We start from the raw sequence: 17,240 nt of genomic DNA, 5'->3' as shown, positions 1-17,240 counted from the left end.
AATAGTTAAGTCAGTCCATTATTCGACAGGAAGCGTTGGCTGCTTGATTTTATAGAAAATATTATGGAGATTTAAGTAGAAGGAGTGAATTATGAGTGTTGTAATTCCTAAATTTCAGATTTCAGCAGCAACTCAGTTAGGTCATTTATCATTGAAGGTTGCGGATTTGGAAGAGCAAACAAAATTTTATACTGAAGTCATTGGCTTAGAGCTATTAAATCAAACAAATTTGACAAGTATCTTAGGGGTAGACAAACAGATTTTATTGGTTTTAAAAAAAATAAGCAATCCACTACCAATCACAAAAAAAACAGGTCTTTTCCATGTTGCATTTTTATTACCTTCAAGAAATGATTTAGGGAATGCTCTAATTCATTATTTAACGAATAAAGCACCTCTAATTGGTGCAAGTGATCATGGCTATAGTGAAGCACTCTATCTCAATGATCCAGAAGGAAATGGTATTGAGATTTATTGCGATAAGGATAGAAAATTTTGGGATATTCGACCAGATGGCGAAATTGTAGGTATTACGGTTGAGCTGGATGGCGATAATTTGATTGAATCTGCTGACGGCAAATGGCAAGGATTTCCTAAAGGAAGTAAGATTGGTCATGTTCATTTAAAAGTTGCCGATTTACAAGAAACGGAGCTCTTTTATACGAGGGTTTTAGGACTTGATTTAAAAACTAATTATGGTGATCAGGCAAAATTTTTTGCAGCGGGAGATTATCATCATCACATCGGCTCAAATATTTGGCTTGGGAGACACACGCCAGCAATGGTAGCCAATGATTTGGGACTTGATTACTATACATTTAGTGTGGTAAATGCTCAAGAGCTAACGCGACTTGAGCAGCATTGGCAGGCAATTTCGGCAAATTATCTTAAAGAAACCTTTGATTCATTATCGATTCTTGATCCAAATGGCATAAAAATTAAAATTCAAATAGAAAAAAATGGTTTAGATGCTTAGTAGCATTCAATTTAAATCCATTGGTAATATTGATTATCAACCGATACTGATTATCATTGTCGTCATCATTATTTAATAATTTTTTCTTATTTTTGGTGCTATAATTAAGCTATCAAATAAGAGAGGCGGTTTTAATTATGGCAAAAGTAGTAAAGCATAACGTTGTTGCTGAAAGCTGTGGTAATTGTGCATATTGGGATGGTACTCACATCACTGATACCACTTCAGGTTTCACTTTTATCAATCCTAATGAGATTGCAAACTGTAGTAATTCTGAAAGTCCTGAGAGCGGCAAGGATGTTACCGCAAATCACAAATGTATTTTTTGGAAAGAACTTACATAATTTTTATTATTAAAATAATGACTGGAATCTTAACAGATTCTGGTTTTTTTTATTTTTTAAATAGATTTTTGATACAAGAACAGCGTAAGACCGTTTCGTTCATTGTTGAATAAAAAATGAACGATTTAGTCAATAAAACGGTTGCAAACGGTCAAATTTGATGTTATACTTTGATAGTCGACAGAAAAGAAAACGCTTACTGATATTTAGGAGGGAAGATTTGAAGAAATTTTTAGTGGCTGGTCATGGTAAATTGGCGGATGGGGTTAAGGCAACATTGGAATTGTTTTTAGGGGAAAACAAAGATTTCACCTATATTTCTGCTTATACAGATGATGTACCTGATTTGGATGATGCTTTAGCTCGCTTTATTGAATCAATTAGTGATACAGATCAAGCAATTATTTTTACAGATTTATACGGCGGTAGTGTCAATCAAAAAGTGGTAATGAAAACAACTGGTAAAACTAATTTTTTTGTGATTGCAGGCATGAATATTCCATTAATTTTGGAAACGGTGTCGATTGCTTTAGCGGGTGAAGAATATACATATCAAAAGATTCAGACATTGGTAGAGACTGCTCGGCTAGAGTTAAAGCAAGTTCAATTGGTTGAGGGTGTGCAAGGTACAGGAGAGCAATCCGCTCAAGCCGTCACGGATATGACTGAAGCAGTCAAGTCTAAGACAATAGATAACCTATTAGTAAGGCCTGAAACGAATAAAATGATTACGATGCGAATCGATGAACGATTAATTCATGGTCAAATTGCAATGGTTTGGACAAAGGAATTAAAAATTGAAGGTATTATTGTTGCTAATGATGAAGTTGTAACAAATGAGCTACAGGAGAATGCTTTGAGAATGGCTGCGCCAAATGGCATCAAGGTTTTGATGAGAACAATTGATGAAGCGGCAGATATATTGAATGATAACCGCTCAGCAACAAAAAATATTTTGGTTTTGGTACGTACGGTTCATGATGCAGCGCGTTTGGCAGGTCAGGTAAGCTATTTTAATCGAATTAACGTGGGCAATGTTGGCAAGATGATTGAGGGTGAAAAGAAAAAAATCGCCCCAACTGTCTTATTGACAGCGCCGGAGTTGGCCTCCTTAGAAGAGCTAGTTGGCATTTTTCCGAAAACGGATATTCAAATGGTGCCTGCTGAGAAAAAAGAGCTTGCAAAAGAATTGATATAAAATTAGCAGTAAAGGAGAAAAATAATGTTATATGAAGCAATCGTAGTTGCTTTAATTGTCTGGTTGACAGTTGGAGGACAGGAGCTACTTGGTTTTACAATGCTAGGACGACCAATTGTTATTGCCCCACTCGTTGGTTTGTTCTTGGGAGACTTACAAACTGGTTTACTAGTGGGTGCTGCACTGGAAACAATTTTTATGGGCGTTGTCAATATTGGTGGTGCGGCTTCAGCCGAGCCCGGCTTAGCCTCAGCACTTGCTGCGGCCTTCGCGATTAAACTGGGTGGTGGGACAGAATATGCTATTACTTTAGCCTTACCGCTTGGTATTATTGGTTTACAAATCAAGCAATTGTTGTGGATTGCCGTTGTTGCACCCATTTCAACTCGCTTTGATAAATATGCTGCACAAGGTAATGGCAAAGCATATACGCGTTTGCATTTCGGCATATGGGCATTAAATTGGGGGGTATATAGCTTAATTCCATTTTTTGCTATTTTAGTTGGCTCAAAAGCGACAGAATCAGTTTTGAAAATGATTCCTGACGTAATTATGCATGGCTTAGAGATTGCCGGTAACCTATTGCCAGCGGTTGGGATGGCAATGCTTTTGAAAATGCTTTGGGATAATAAAATTGCTGTCTATTTTTTCCTTGGCTTTGTGCTGATTGCATATCTTGATATTCCATTAATTGCGATTTCGGCGATTGCAATTATTGCTGCTGTGATTGTTGCGCAAAATGATATTACACTTAAGGGAATTAAAGATCAGCTAAAGCAAGGTGTTAACATTTCTTCTAGCAAGAATAACGATCCGAAACAGCAAGAGGTAGATGATTTTTACGCCTAATGACTAAAAGATTGAGGAAGGGAAAAAGATGGCTAAAGTAGAACTAACTAAAGATGAAAAAAAATTATTAAAACAGATGTATTGGCGTTCGTTTACTGAGTTTGCTTCAGTAACGCCAACTAAGCTTGGTGGTTCGGGTGTAACCTATGCAATGCTCCCATTTATTAATAAATATTATCAGACAGACGAAGAAAAAAAACAAGCAATGCTACGTCATAATACTTATTTTAATACAACTGTTGCAACGTATCCATTTATTTTAGGGATTGCTGCCTCGATGGAGAAGGAGAATTCAGAAAAACCTGATTTTGATTCGGATTCCATTTCAGCAATTAAAACCAGTTTGATGGGACCACTCTCTGGGCTAGGAGATTCGGTATTTTGGGGTGTGCTTAGAGTAATTGCAGCTGGAATTGCAATCCCACTGGCTAAGCAGGGCAATATTTTAGCGCCAATTATTTTCTTATTGATATTCAATATTCCAACTCAGCTGACACGTTGGTTTGCTGGTAAATTAGGTTATACTTTAGGCTCAACCTACATCTCTGACTTGTATAATTCTGGGTTGATGAGCGTTCTTACCAAGGCGGCATCGATTGTTGGTATTACAATGGTTGGTGCGATGACCTCAAGTATGGTCAAATTTGATTTGAAGTGGAATATGGTCATGGGTGGCAAAACAGTCATGAAATCACAGGAAATGCTTGATTCTATTTTCATCGGTATCATTCCCCTTGCATTTACAATGTTATGCTATTGGTTAATTGCTAAAAAGAATGTATCAATTAATAAGATGATTGTTGGCGTGATTGTTATCGGTATTATTGCTTCAGTATTTGGTATTGCTTAATTTTTGATAAAGGATATAAAATGATAATTTTTAATCAACAAAGGCGTATTTTCCATTTGTCTACGCCACAGATGAGTTATGTAATGCAGGTTTTGCCAAGCGGTCATTTAACACATCTATACTGGGGTGATCAATTAAAGGACGCAGCACTAGACTATTTAATAAATGAAATCAAACGTGCGAGCTATATTGCTGATACAGATGGCATCAAAGAATTTAAATTAGAAAGATTACCGATTGAATACCCTGCTTATGGTAATTCAGATCTTCGTAAGCCAGCCTTTGTGCTTGAGCATGCTGATGGCTCCAATATTTCTGATTTTAGGTATGTCGATTTTGAAGTTCAATCTAAATTATTAAAGCCCAAGAACCTGCCAGGCTTGGAGGATGAGCGCGGAGAAACATTAATTATCACTTTAATCGATGAAGAAAAGCAGCTGAAAATGCAGCAATTTTATGGGTTAAATCATCAGACTGCTGCTTTAGTTCGCTTTGTTACCATTGAAAATATTGGCAGTGAAGTGACTCAAATTGCTGAATTAAGCTCGGCTTGTATTCACATTGATGATACGAACCAGAAGCTATTACACCTTTCAGGTGGCTGGGCTAGAGAGCTGCATTATCAACAAAGCGAACTAACTCAGAATGGTCAGGTTATTGAAAGCCTAAGGGGTCAAAGTAGCCACGAGCATCAACCCTTCATTGCCTTGGCAGATTCACAATTTAATGAAGACTATGGTGAAATTCGAGCAATGAGCTTGCTTTATTCAGGCGATTTTCGAGCTAGTGTCACAATGGAAATGCACGATGCACTAAGACTGCAAATTGGCTTGAATCCTGCCCAATTTAGTTGGCGACTTGAGGCGGGAGAAAAGTTTGAAACGCCGGCAGCGTTATTGGTTTATGCCAAAAACGGCTTGCAAGAAATGAGTCAAACCTTTCGAAACAGCTATCAGCAATTTTTAGTGCGAGGGCATCATCAATGGCAGGAGCGTCCAATTTTAATTAATAGCTGGGAAGCCTTCTATTTTGATTTGGAAGAAGCACGTTTGCTTAATTTTGCTAAGGAATCAGCGGATTTGGGCATTGAACTATTTGTATTGGATGATGGCTGGTTTGGGCGAAGAGATAATGCCAGCTCTTCGCTAGGTGATTGGCAAGTAGATTTAAGAAAATTTCCAAATGGGCTAGGTAGCTTTAGTCAAAAAATCAAAGCACTAGGCTTGAAATTCGGGCTATGGGTTGAACCAGAGATGATTAGTCCAGATAGTCAACTTTATCGTCAGCATCCTGAATGGGTGTTAGGTACGCCAAATCGTCGACCTTCTCTTTCACGCGACCAATGGGTCTTAGATTTAACAAATCCAGCTGTTCGTGATTATTTAGTGGAGACATTTACTGGTATTTTTAAATCAGCTGCGGTGGATTATGTTAAATGGGATTTTAATCGTTCATTAACCGAAATTGGGAGTCAGTTTTTACCTAAATCGAGGCAACGAGAAACAGCGCATCGTTATGTTTTAGGTTTATATGATATCTTAGAGAGACTGACGTCAGCATTTCCGAATGTACTTTTTGAAAATTGTGCAGGCGGAGGAGGGCGCTTTGATGCAGGTATGACCTATTATATGCCACAAACTTGGGCGAGTGATGATACCGATGCTATTGAACGCTTGGCTATTCAAGCGGGGGCGACGATGCTCTATCCTTCAGCGAGTATGGGCTGTCATGTTTCAGCCAGTCCTAATCATCAAAATGGGCGACTCACAAGCTTGAAAACACGAGGTATCGTGGCCATGCAAGGTAACTTTGGTTATGAACTGGATGTTTTAACACTAACAGAAGCAGAAAAAAAAGAAATCAAGCAGCAGGTTGCTTTTTATAAGCGAATTCGACAGACTGTACAATTTGGTGAACATTATTATCTAAGGACTGCCCAACGGGAAAACGCAAAGGCTTGGCTTTATCTTTCAGCTGATTTTCATGAAGTTATTGTCAGCTATGTTCAAATTTTAGCAAAAGCGAATACGCCGAGCAAACGTTTGCGTCTCGTTGGTTTAGATACGGATAGCTATTATCAAATTGACGGTACCGAAATAATTCGACGTGGTGATGAATTGATGCAAGTTGGACTTGCAATTGCGGATGTTAACCATGACTTTTTTGCACAAAATTGGCATTTGATTAAGCAGTAAAAAATGAGTAAAAGAAATAAAGGAGTTAGAATGCATACAAAACGAAGTGAATGGTGGAAAGATGCGGTAATTTACCAAATTTATCCTAAGAGCTATAATGATACAACTGGATCTGGGGTAGGAGATATTAATGGTATTATTGAAAAATTATCATATCTTGAAGCATTGGGTGTTGATGCGCTTTGGTTAAGCCCAGTCTATTTATCACCACAGATTGATAACGGCTATGATATCACGGATTATCGACAAATTGATCCGATGTTTGGAACTAATGAGGATATGTATCGATTGATTGAGCAAGCACATCAACGTGGGATTAAAATCATTATGGACTTTGTGGCTAATCATACTTCTGATCAATGTAGCTGGTTTCAGGAAAGTAGAAAGAGTAAAGATAATTTCTTTAGTGATTTTTATATTTGGAAAGATGGCAAGGCTGATGGCTCTAAACCAAATAATTGGGGCTCTAGCTTCGGTGGCAGCGCATGGACCTGGGATGAAAGTCGAAAGCAATACTATTTGCATTATTACGCAGCCGAGCAGCCGGATTTGAATTGGGAAAATCCAAATGTTCGTCAGTATATATATGATATGATGCGCTTTTGGAAACAAAAGGGGGTTGATGGCTGGCGAATGGATGTTGTCACTTCGATTTCTAAGGATCAAGACTTCCCAGATAATGAACGTGATTTAACAACTGCTAATCAGCAGAATGGTCCGAGAATGCATGAATTTATTCATGAAATGAATCAAGAAATTTTAACCCCGTTAGATATGATGAGTGTTGGTGAAAGTCCAGCAGCAAAAAGCTGGAACGCGTGGGAGCTGGTTAGTCCTAAGCGTCAAGAATTAGATATGATTTTTACGTTTGAGCATATGCATATTGACCGCAAGGCTGGCGATATTAACGGTCGTTGGGCATTACAAAAGCCTGATTTAGTTGCTTTGAAGCAGATTATGTCAAATTGGCAAAACGAATTAAGAGATAATGGCTGGAATGCGCTCTATTTTGAAAATCATGATCGTGCTAGAGTGATTAGTCGCTGGGGGAATGACTCTAATTATCGTTATGAATGTGCAACAGCCTTTGCAACGATTTTACATGGATTGCAAGGAACACCCTATATTTATCAAGGTGAAGAAATTGGTATGACTAACCCGAAATTTGAATTAGATGAATACGAAGACATTGAATTACGTGGGAATTATCAACATTTTGTTGAACAACAAAAAACATTAACCGAGACCGAGTTTTTGGACGCCGTGCATAAAATTTCGCGTGATAATGCTAGAACGCCAATGCAGTGGAATTCTGGAGAAAATGCCGGCTTCACCACAGGTAAGTCTTGGTTCAAGGTTAACCCAAATTATACGGATATTAATGTTGAACAGGATTTAAAATCAGAGCAATCAATATTTGCTTATTATCAGCAATTAATTCAGCTACGTAAACAAGATACAATGCTTAGAGTAGGGAGCTATCAGTTACTATTGCCAGAAGATCAACGATTGTTTACTTATTTACGCCAAGAAAACGATAGAAGATGGATTGTACTAGCAAATCTATCAGAAGAAATGATAGAATTAAATGAGTTGCTTGAGTTGTCAAATATTACTCAGGAAAAGGTTATTATTTCTAACTACTCAGATCGTTATCGAGTGATGGATTTAATTAGGCCTTATGAGGCGTTTATAATCGAAATATAGAGGTGTAGCATTATGAATACAGAGCAAAGAAGAAAGTTAATTTTGGATAAATTAGAGCAGGAGGAAATTGTTAAGACTCAGGATTTGATGTCAACTTTCAAGGCAAGTGAGTCGACAATTCGTCGGGACCTAACGGTATTGGAAGAGGCTGGTAAAATTGTTCGTATTCATGGTGGTGCTCGGGGTGTTGATCTTTATGATTTTTCATTATCAGTCGAGCAGAAATTCTTAACGCACAAGGAAGAAAAAAATAAAATTGGTCAGCATGCTGCAAGCATTGTGAAGGATGGTGATTTGATTTTTTTGGACTCCTCTACAACAATCGGGGAAATGATTCCTTATTTGGCGGGGAAGAAAATTAAAGCAGTTACTAATTCACCAGTTCATGCGCAAACTTGTTATCAATATCAAATTCCTGTTTATATGATAGGAGGCGAATTAAAGCAAGCAACGGATGCAATTATTGGTGCTGTTGCAAACAAGCAAATTAGTGAATTTTTCTTTAATCGTGCCTTTTTAGGAATGAATGGCATCCATTTAGATTTTGGCTTTTCGACACCTGATCCTGAGGAAGCATTGCTCAAGCGTATTATCATACAACAGGCAATTAAATCCTATGTATTGGCAGACGAGTCTAAATTTAATAGAATTACCTTTGCGCATGTGGCGCCGTTGGATGAAGCAACAATTATTTCAACGGATTTAGAGGCAGAGGAGAGCAAAGCCTATCATCGAAAAGCAACGCTTGTGATCGTTTAAGAATATTAAGCATAAAAGCCTTTGAAATTTTTTGACAATTTCAAAGGCTTTTTTAATGAATTGAATTTTAATCAGCTTTACTGGTAAATATGCGCCAGCAGCCAATAAAAACAAAGCACATTAGCGCTAAAATAATTAACATTGCAATTTGAGAGCCCAAAGTCGTCGCTGCTTTAATACCATGTGAACCGTTGTTTTGAACTAAATTGATAATGACGGCGACCAGTGCTGTTGAAACGGCCCCTGAGAACTGCTGTAATGTATTGAAAATTGCATTACCATCATTTTGATACGCTTTAGAAAGCTGATTCATCCCTACAGTCATAAGGTTACTATAGCATAAGCCGATGCCAATCATATAAAAGACATGACCAATGATAATGCCTATTGAACCGATTTTCCCCAATGTCAAGCATAGTCCACCCCAGCCTATAATTGTGACTGCAATACCAATCAATATTGGGCGTTTAGCACCAAAATTATCTAGCAAGCGACCAGAAAGCGGTGCTAATAGGGCTCCGACAACTGCTCCGGGAATCATCACTAGTCCCGACTCAAAGGCTGTCCCCCCAAGTACAATTTGAATATAATTTGGAACAATAAATGAGATGCCGAGTAGCATCGTTTGGCAGATTAGAAAACCAAGTAAAAAAAATCTAAATTTTTTGTTTGTGAATAAAGAAAGCTGAATTAAGGGTGCTTCATTACTTTTTGAAGCTTTGTAGAAAATGAGAAAGCCAAGACCTGCGACTAAAAAGTAAATTAGGCTGATTAATTGTTCAATATTGCTTAAAAAACAAAGAGCACCGCTGAACATCAAGATAATGCCTAGCATGCTTGCCCAATCAAGCTTAGCTTTACTAAGAACTTTTTGTCTTGGAATAGCGATTAAGCCAATCAGTAATGAAAAAACAATTATTGGTATTAATAAAAGAAAAATATAATGCCAAGAATACGTGGTTGCAAGAATCCCTCCATAAGTTGGGCCAATGGCAGGGGCTACAGAAGTGATTAGAACGCCTAGTCCAATCATCGTACCTCTTTTGTTAATTGGTGCATACGTTAAAATGATATGAAACATTAAGGGCAATGCAATCCCTGTTGCTAAGCCTTGAAAGCATCTGCCTAAGAGTAATAGTCCAAAGCTTTTAGCAGTAAAATCTGTCATTAGTCCCAGAAAAAACATTATATTTGCGAATAAAAATAAAGATTGTAGTGATATTTTTTTTAATAAATAACTTGATAAAGGTACAGTTATCGCAATTACAAGTAGATAAATAGTTGTAATCCATTGGATGCTAGCGGTTGAAACATTGAATTCTTTCATCAGTGTGGGAAAGGTGACAGTCATTGCAGTTTCAATTAATACACCACAAAATGACATAATGCCACTTGCCAGAACAGCTAATCCTAATTTGATTTCCTTTGTTTTTTGCACGTAATCACCCTTTAAATTGATATTTGATGCGGTAATAAACAAAAAAGAGGGATTTCTATTTCTAGAAATCGCCTCTATTTCGGCATATGTTAATATGCTATCTGTACGATTGATGCCACATCACTAAAATATAAATTAACATATTATAGGATAAAAAATCAAATTAAATTTATTAAAAAGGTTAGAGTATGACAATTTGATTACTGAAAACGCATTCACGCTAAATTAACTAGCCAAATTTGTTAAAAAAGCATACACTTATCATATAAGAAAAATTATAGGAGGATTTATGTACCCACAATTAGACTTAGAAACGGCTAAAGGCCCGAAGGCAACTATTAAAACCAATTTAGGAGATTTAAAAATTCAGCTCTTCCCTGAGGAAGCGCCAAAAACAGTTCAAAATTTTGTTGAATTAGCCAAAAAAGGTTACTATGATGGTGTTATTTTTCACCGTATTATTAAGGATTTTATGATTCAAGGTGGAGATCCAACCGGTACTGGTATGGGTGGTGAAAGTATTTTTGGTGAAAAATTTGAAGATGAATTTTCTAGGAATGTTTTCAATCTTCGTGGTGCTTTATCGATGGCCAACGCTGGTCCAAATACGAATGGCTCACAATTTTTTATCGTGCAAAAAAGTTCTGTAGAACCAGGATTAAAATCTCAGCTAGAAGGTGCAGGCTTTCCCAGTGAAATTGTTGAGGCATATGATAAGGGTGGTACACCTTGGCTTGATTTTCGTCATACGGTTTTTGGTCATTTAATTGATCAAGCGAGTTATGACGTGCTCGATAAAATTGCAGACGTAGAAGTTGGCTTTCAAGATAAACCAGCCTCTGATGTTGTTATCAATCAAGTCATTATCGAAGACTGAGTAAGTTATGAGGTGATTTAATGGTTAAAATTGGAGATATCGTTACAGGAACGATCACAGGCATTCAGCCCTATGGCGTTTTTGTTCAAATCGATAATCATACACAAGGTTTGATTCATGTATCAGAAATCAAGGCAGGCTTTGTGAAAGCCATTGATGAGCTATTTTCAATTAATCAGCAGGTAACTGTCCAGATAATTGATATAGATGCATACTCAGGTAAAATTAGTCTGTCAATTCGTACGCTGAATCATCCAGCTAAAATTCAACCTAAGACATGGAAACGTTACTTTACAAATAAAAATCGCCATATTGGTTTTGCGAGCTTGAATCGTGCAATGCCCGAATGGATTAAAGAGGATTTAGTCTATTTGAATCGCTTGGCAGAAACAGAAAAAGGATCTTCTACTCATGATTAGTAAAAATATTTGCGGTACGATTATTTTGAATCATTCAGATGGCAGAAAAGAATTTTTTGTAATGAATGAAGATGGCAAGCTGATTTTTCCTAAGGTCCAGCAGGCCAAAGAGAAAACGGCTTTAGGTAGTTTACTAACCTATTTTAATGATGTGCTTGATATAGACGTCAATCATCTTTTATTAGTCGAGCTGAATAGCTTGGAGCTCAATCACAAAGAAAGGATGCCGTTTTATGTCTTTGAGACCAGTGATTTAAATCTAATCAAAAATAATCATAATGAAATCAATTGGTATTCAGCCAAAGAAATTGGCGGTATTTTTGAAAATTATGAAATTTCAGGCGTACCGATATTTTAGAGTTAATTTAATTTGATTAATTTATATATAATAGTTTTTTCTTGGTTACCGATTAGTGTTTCAATTCTATTAGCTGTAAAATTAATTCGATAATAATTTAATGTTCAATGGTAATAGCACCAATTAGGTGCTATTTTTAAAATTAAGTAGTTTACAAATGTAGATTAATGAGGTAAAATTGCATAGTAAATGATATTTTAAGCAAATGGAGGTGAGATGATTGTCTAAGACAATTAATTTAGGAATTGAAGGCATGACCTGTGCTGCTTGCGCGCAGAGAATTGAAAGAACTTTAAATAAAGACTCAAATATCTATTCAGCGGTTATTAATCTGGCGACAGAATCTGGTAGGATTACCTTCAACTCAGCTGAATTAAGTGAAGCAGATATTTACAATAAAATAAAGAAGATTGGCTATATTCCAGTTAAAGAAAAAGTTGATCAGGCGGCAATTGCAAGGAAAGAGTTCCAGTTATATAAAATTCGTTTAATTGCAGCACTGCTTTTATCAATACCACTGCTTCTATCAATGATTGAGCATCTGCCGTTTACAAAGGGGATGTCACTTGGTATTCTCATGAATCCTTGGTTTCAAATCGTACCAGCAACAATTGTTCAGTTTATTATTGGTGCTCCCTTTTATGTATCAGCATATCGTGCTGTACGTGGTGGCATTGCAAATATGGATGTATTAGTTGTCCTTGGCACCTCAGTTGCCTATGGATTAAGTGTAGTGAATACGTTTCGCTATCAATTTGGACATTTGCATCATCCAGTCCTTTATTTTGAAACAAGTGCAGTTTTGATAACCTTTGTGCTACTAGGTAAGTATCTAGAGAAGAGAGCAAAGCAGCAAACGACGGCAGCGATTACTAGCCTGCTTCAGCTACAACCAAGCGAGGCAGTGATTATAGTAGAGGGTATTGAAAAAACGATTCCGATTCAATCAATTAAAGTAGGCGATTTAGTCAAGGTAGTTCCGGGGCAAAAAATACCAGTAGATGGTAAAATTATCAAGGGTACGACCTCTGTTGATGAATCACTTTTGACTGGTGAATCTCTTCCGGTTGATAAGCAGTCTAATGATTCTGTTATTGCCGGGTCAGTTAATCAAAATGGCTCAATTGTAGTTAAGGTTACTCGAGTTGGTCAGGAAACAACGCTCTCTCAAATTATTAAAATTATTGAGAATGCTCAAGGTGATAAGGTTCCAATTCAGCGAGTTGCGGATAAAATATCGTCAATATTCGTACCGGCAGTCGTTGTAATTTCTGTAATAACCTTTTTCGCATGGCTATTAATCAGTGGAGATTTTTATCAGGCGATTAATGGTGCGGTTTCCGTATTGGTTATCGCTTGTCCATGTGCTTTAGGCTTGGCGACACCAACAGCGATTATGGTTGGTAGTGGTGCTTCTGCAAAGCATGGTATCTTATTTAAGGGTGGGCAGTATTTAGAAAATTTAGAAAAAGTAAATACGATTGTTTTTGATAAGACAGGTACGCTAACAACAGGGCAGCCGGAAGTAGTCGCAGTAACTTGTGAGGATCAAAATGATTTGCCGTTAATTATTTCTGCGGAAGTTAACTCAGAGCACCCGCTATCAAAGGCGATGCTGCGCTATGGCAAGCAAAAACAGCTAGCTTTAGTTGATATAACACAATTTGAAGCATTGCCCGGTTCGGGTATTTCAGCACGACTAGGCACCCAGGAAATTTTAATTGGTAATCGAAGCTTGATGTTAAAGGCCGGAGTTGATTTGCAATTATCCTCAGATTTTTTAGATCATGAAGCTAGGGGCAGTACACTTGTTTTTGCGGCGATTAACCGAAAGAATGTGGCTATCTTTGCCATCCAAGACATAATCAAATCAGAGAGTCGGTTAGCAGTAAGGCAGCTTATTAAACTAGGTAAGAAGGTTGTGATGCTTTCGGGTGACAATCAAGCAACCGCTGAAGCGATTGCCCAAGAAATTGGCATCACAGATGTGATTGCTGAAGTTTTACCTGATGAGAAGGCAAATCAAATCAAGCAGCTACAGGCTAGTCAAAGTGTTGCGATGGTCGGTGATGGTATCAACGATGCACCTGCGCTAGTAACGAGCGATGTTGGTATTGCGATGGGTACAGGTAGTGATGTCGCAATCGAATCGGCGGATGTGACCTTAGTTAGCGGTGAGACTACGAAAGTAGTAGATGCTGTACAAATCTCTAAGCAGACAATGAGAACAATTCGTGAAAATCTATTTTGGGCATTGATTTATAATTTAATTGGTATTCCAATTGCGGCCAGTGGCTTACTCGCTCCTTGGATTGCAGGTGCAGCGATGGCCTTTAGCTCCATTTCAGTTGTTCTAAATAGTTTACGTTTAAAATTTATTGTCGAAAAAAATATATCAAAGCAGGATAATAATTAGGAGGAAAATATGAGTCAAGTGAATATTAAAATTGAAGGTATGAGCTGTGATGGTTGTAAAAATAATATTGAAACAGGCATTAAGGAGTTAAAGGGGATTAAACAGATCGAGGTTTCACTTGAAGGAAAATATGCTAAAGTCGACTTTGATGAAGCTGTACAAACAGTTTCGGCGATTGAAGACGTGATTGAAGAGCGTGGTTTTGATGTCGTGAAGTAATTATTTTAAATAGATACAGTCTGAAGGTTAGTGAAATTACTAATCTTCAGACTGTATTTTTATTGGTTAAGCAGTGTATTTGCAAATTGAATTAAGCTTTTTTCGCTATTTTTAGGACCGATAATTGATAAACCAATTGGTTTTTTGGTTGTAGTTACAGGTATGCTGAGCTGTGGTAGACCAGCAAGTCCAGCGATGCTTGTAATAGCCATTGTTTTTGAGCGAATTGCTTCAACGGTATCAAAGCTGGAGGATTTTTTGGGTGCAAAGCTCGTTGCACTTGGCAAGATTAGTAAGGATTGATGAACGAGTGTTTCAAGATAGATTGTAAAGTTTTTTTTAAGATCAAGTGCATTCTGATATGCTTCATCTTTTGTTAGCTGGCTCGCCCATTCAAATCGACTTTCAATATCTTTTCCTAAATGCGCTTTTTCTTTGTTTTTTTGGTACCATTCACCATAATTTTGGTATGCTTCAATACTTTGAATAAGCTTGTAAGTATTCAGTAAATTTTCAACTTTAAATTGCTCAGGCAGTGTAATGTATTGAAACGAAGCCGAAAAAATTTCCGAAAAGTAATTAATTATTTGTTCGTTTAAAGGTTGCTTGACGGTATCAAATGCGTCTTGGATAAGGCAGAATTTTTGGGGTAATTCAACACTATCTTGAAAAAAAACAGAGCTGACTTGAGACATTGTTGAAATTTCCCTCGTAAAGAAGCCAACGGTATCAAAGCTTTGAGCCAGTGGAAAAACACCGCTACTTGATAAATCACGCTGTGTTGGTCGAATACCGAATAGTCCGCTATAGCTTGCTGGTACACGAATACTGCCACCAGTATCTGTGCCTAAGGCAAAGTCTACATCGCCACAGGCTACTGCAGAAGCCGAGCCACTAGAGGAGCCGCCGATAAATGAATCAGGTACCTTTGTGTTAAGTGGTGCGCCAAAATGAACGTTATCTCCTTTAATACTCCACATAAATTCATCGGTGATTGTGAGACCCTTTAATCTTGCGCCTTCATTTAATAGCTTTTCGATAATTGATGATGTTGCAGCACTGGGTTGATGGGTAGCGCGCCATCGCGGATTACCTAAGGAAGCAGTGTGCCCTTTGATTTCAAAAAGATCCTTAGCGGCAAAGCTTAGCCCGTTTAGCCTACCCTTTTTCAAGGGTTCAATTTCAAAATTTGGTTCAATATACGGCGTTGTCATAAGCTCACATCCTTAATTATATTTGTCTGTCATTATATGACAAATTCAGCAGAAGAAATATCAACTGCTGAAATTTAATTTGTATTTTGATTGAGAAGTTCGCATTTGTGATTGAGTCCATTAATGACTAATTTTCAAGGACATTTGAAAGGCTTGTACTTTTTTGTGCATGATAGACTTCTCTATCAAGGGCATCGACACTGTTTGCAACTAGGAGTGAGACAAAAACATCGTTGTTTACATTAAGAAAGGTCCTGAACATGCCAGCAAACCAATCGACTCCGATTAATAAAGCAATTGCTTCCACCGGTAAACCCACTGATGTGGCTAGGAAGGTTGCAACGACAGCTGAGCCGCCAGGAACAGTGATTGTACCTAGTGTCAGGAGGATTGCTAAGCCAATTCCAGTTAGTAATTTTAATAATGGTAATTCAATTCCTGCACTTTGCTGAAGAAACATAATCATCACTACATAGCACATTGCTGCACCTGAGCTTCCCATTGTCATACCAATGCTCATCGTGAAATTTGCCACATCTCGTTTAACGCCAAATTTTTCAATGCAATCTTTTAAAGCGGTCGGAAATGTGATTGCTGAACTAGTTGTCGTTAAAGCGATAATTGACATTTGCAAAAATTTTTGAGGTAGCAAAAATGGATTGAGTTTACAGCGAATTGAAACGATAATTGTCATTATGAGCATCATTAATATTACGCCGACAAAAAGAATACCAAGATATTTGAACATTGGAATCATAATTTTAAAGCCGATGGTACCAGAAACATTTGCCAGTAAGCAAAAGATACCGATTGGTGCGATTTTCATTACTGTTTGAATGATATTTAGGGTAATTGAATTGACGCTTTTGATAATATCTAGAATAAGTGTTGTGTTAGTCTTTTTGATTGTTTGATTAAGTCCGATTCCAAAGAGGATTGAAAAAACGATAATAGGTATCATTTCTCCATTTGCCATTGCTTGAAAAATATTTGTAGATACGAAATTAACTAGGGTTTCTTGAATACCTAAAGCGCCGGTTTCTGTTTCGACTTTATATGCTTCAGCGGCTTGCATGCCTCTTCCAGGTTCGACAATTACTGAAAAGAAATAGCCGATTGCTGCTGAAATTCCAGTAAAGAGTAAAATCCACTTAAAGGTGTTTAAGCCCATTTTTATGCCGAGTTGACTTTCCTTCTTTTCTTTTCCCATATCACCGATTGCTGAAATAATTGAAGTCATTACGAGGATCACAACTGACATTTGAATTAGTCTAATGAAAATATCGCCAATAAATTTTAAATTAGACGCCCATTCACCAACAATTGAACCAAATATAATACCTGAAATTGTTGCAATAACAATTTGAATTGTTGTAGATTGCAATATTTTTTTCACTTTGCTCACTCCTTACTTAATTGAT

At 37.3% G+C, this 17,240-nt stretch carries 16 protein-coding genes; 13 read left to right on the top strand and 3 right to left on the bottom strand.

Annotated features, from left to right (window positions below):
- Window positions 1–91: 91 nt before the first annotated feature.
- From HOY35_RS07145 to HOY35_RS07110, 8 genes are all read left to right on the top strand, one after another.
- Window positions 92–976: a VOC family protein gene (locus tag HOY35_RS07145; RefSeq protein WP_172211514.1), complete on the top strand. Its 885-nt coding sequence runs from the start codon at window positions 92–94 to the stop codon at window positions 974–976.
- 137 nt (window positions 977–1,113) lie between these two features.
- A complete protein-coding gene (locus tag HOY35_RS07140) occupies window positions 1,114–1,320 on the top strand; it encodes a hypothetical protein (RefSeq protein ID WP_172211516.1) in 207 nt (68 codons plus the stop codon).
- Window positions 1,321–1,540: 220 nt separating this feature from the next.
- Entirely contained in the window at window positions 1,541–2,518 is a 978-nt protein-coding gene (locus HOY35_RS07135; RefSeq protein ID WP_172211518.1) for a PTS mannose/fructose/sorbose transporter subunit IIAB, read from the top strand.
- Window positions 2,519–2,542: 24 nt separating this feature from the next.
- Window positions 2,543–3,367 (top strand): PTS sugar transporter subunit IIC, encoded by an 825-nt coding sequence (locus HOY35_RS07130; RefSeq protein ID WP_172211520.1) that lies wholly within the window; start codon window positions 2,543–2,545, stop codon window positions 3,365–3,367.
- A 28-nt stretch (window positions 3,368–3,395) separates the two neighbouring features.
- Complete coding sequence (locus HOY35_RS07125) at window positions 3,396–4,217, top strand: PTS system mannose/fructose/sorbose family transporter subunit IID (protein WP_172211522.1); 822 nt, start codon at window positions 3,396–3,398, stop codon at window positions 4,215–4,217.
- 20 nt (window positions 4,218–4,237) lie between these two features.
- Entirely contained in the window at window positions 4,238–6,412 is a 2,175-nt protein-coding gene (locus HOY35_RS07120) for an alpha-galactosidase (RefSeq protein ID WP_172211524.1), read from the top strand.
- 30 nt (window positions 6,413–6,442) lie between these two features.
- Window positions 6,443–8,119 (top strand): alpha-glucosidase, encoded by a 1,677-nt coding sequence (locus HOY35_RS07115; protein ID WP_172211526.1) that lies wholly within the window; start codon window positions 6,443–6,445, stop codon window positions 8,117–8,119.
- A gap of 12 nt (window positions 8,120–8,131) precedes the next feature.
- On the top strand, window positions 8,132–8,878 hold the full coding sequence (locus HOY35_RS07110; protein ID WP_172211528.1) for a DeoR/GlpR family DNA-binding transcription regulator: 747 nt from the start codon (window positions 8,132–8,134) through the stop codon (window positions 8,876–8,878).
- A 67-nt stretch (window positions 8,879–8,945) separates the two neighbouring features.
- Here HOY35_RS07110 and HOY35_RS07105 read toward each other — a convergent pair whose 3' ends face one another.
- A complete protein-coding gene (locus tag HOY35_RS07105) occupies window positions 8,946–10,316 on the bottom strand; it encodes an MFS transporter (RefSeq protein WP_172211530.1) in 1,371 nt (456 codons plus the stop codon).
- Window positions 10,317–10,605: 289 nt separating this feature from the next.
- Between HOY35_RS07105 and HOY35_RS07100 the strand changes: the two genes are divergently transcribed.
- From HOY35_RS07100 to HOY35_RS07080, 5 genes are all read left to right on the top strand, one after another.
- Window positions 10,606–11,193 (top strand): peptidylprolyl isomerase, encoded by a 588-nt coding sequence (locus tag HOY35_RS07100; protein ID WP_172211532.1) that lies wholly within the window; start codon window positions 10,606–10,608, stop codon window positions 11,191–11,193.
- Between the two features lie 20 nt (window positions 11,194–11,213).
- Window positions 11,214–11,612, top strand: coding sequence for a CvfD/Ygs/GSP13 family RNA-binding post-transcriptional regulator (locus HOY35_RS07095; protein ID WP_172211534.1), 399 nt, complete (start codon window positions 11,214–11,216; stop codon window positions 11,610–11,612).
- Window positions 11,605–11,970, top strand: coding sequence for a hypothetical protein (locus HOY35_RS07090; RefSeq protein WP_172211536.1), 366 nt, complete (start codon window positions 11,605–11,607; stop codon window positions 11,968–11,970). The genes HOY35_RS07095 and HOY35_RS07090 overlap by 8 nt, the downstream gene beginning before the upstream one ends.
- 220 nt (window positions 11,971–12,190) lie before the next feature.
- Entirely contained in the window at window positions 12,191–14,386 is a 2,196-nt protein-coding gene (locus HOY35_RS07085) for a cation-translocating P-type ATPase (protein ID WP_172211538.1), read from the top strand.
- Window positions 14,387–14,395: 9 nt separating this feature from the next.
- Window positions 14,396–14,605: a heavy-metal-associated domain-containing protein gene (locus HOY35_RS07080; RefSeq protein WP_172211540.1), complete on the top strand. Its 210-nt coding sequence runs from the start codon at window positions 14,396–14,398 to the stop codon at window positions 14,603–14,605.
- 59 nt (window positions 14,606–14,664) lie between these two features.
- Here the strand turns inward: HOY35_RS07080 and HOY35_RS07075 are convergent, their stop codons facing one another.
- Window positions 14,665–15,819, bottom strand: a complete 1,155-nt coding sequence (locus HOY35_RS07075; protein ID WP_172211542.1) for an amidase family protein — start codon at window positions 15,817–15,819, stop codon at window positions 14,665–14,667.
- A gap of 127 nt (window positions 15,820–15,946) precedes the next feature.
- Window positions 15,947–17,215 (bottom strand): dicarboxylate/amino acid:cation symporter, encoded by a 1,269-nt coding sequence (locus tag HOY35_RS07070; RefSeq protein WP_172211544.1) that lies wholly within the window; start codon window positions 17,213–17,215, stop codon window positions 15,947–15,949.
- Window positions 17,216–17,240: the final 25 nt, after the last annotated feature.

This window comes from Enterococcus sp. MMGLQ5-1 (assembly GCF_013155265.1).
GTDB lineage: Bacteria > Bacillota > Bacilli > Lactobacillales > Streptococcaceae > MMGLQ5-1.
This window is presented reverse-complemented; position numbering and strand designations above follow the sequence as displayed.